The organism is Mesorhizobium sp. M8A.F.Ca.ET.181.01.1.1 (assembly GCF_004792025.1).
Lineage (GTDB): Bacteria > Pseudomonadota > Alphaproteobacteria > Rhizobiales > Rhizobiaceae > Mesorhizobium.
The window spans coordinates 1-392 of the sequence record NZ_SRTV01000067.1; the positions used below are offsets into that span (position 1 = coordinate 1).

Consider the following 392-nt stretch of genomic DNA (forward strand, 5'->3'; position numbering starts at 1 on the left):
CAGCGCATGCCTGGCGCGCCGCTATGCCGGCGAAGCCGTGGACTGGGAAGCGGAGTTCTCGGTCCCGCTGCGGGCGGGCGTGAAGACCTTCCGCCGCTTCGTCGAAAGCTGGTACGAAGGCGGTTTCCAGAAGATCATCTACCACCCGCAGCAGCAGCCCGAAGTGCGCGACATGATCAGCTCCATCCTGGCCGGTTACGCCTGGGACACCAACAACCCGTACGTGGCCGATGACAGTGGCCGCCGGATGCGCGTGCTGGAGCAGCTGTGCGGCGCCTGATCGCCCCTGCCACGGCACTGCTGCTGAGCCTGCTGCTGGCGGCCTGCGCCGGCCGCATGCCGAAGCCGTTGGTGGAACTGCCGCCGCTGCGCCTGTCGCCGGCCAGCCTGCC

At 69.1% G+C, this 392-nt stretch carries 1 pseudogene; it reads left to right on the plus strand.

The window, feature by feature from the left end:
- Positions 1–280: pseudogene (locus tag EN824_RS33610) on the plus strand (FAD-dependent oxidoreductase); the annotation flags it as partial.
- Positions 281–392 lie beyond the last annotated feature (112 nt).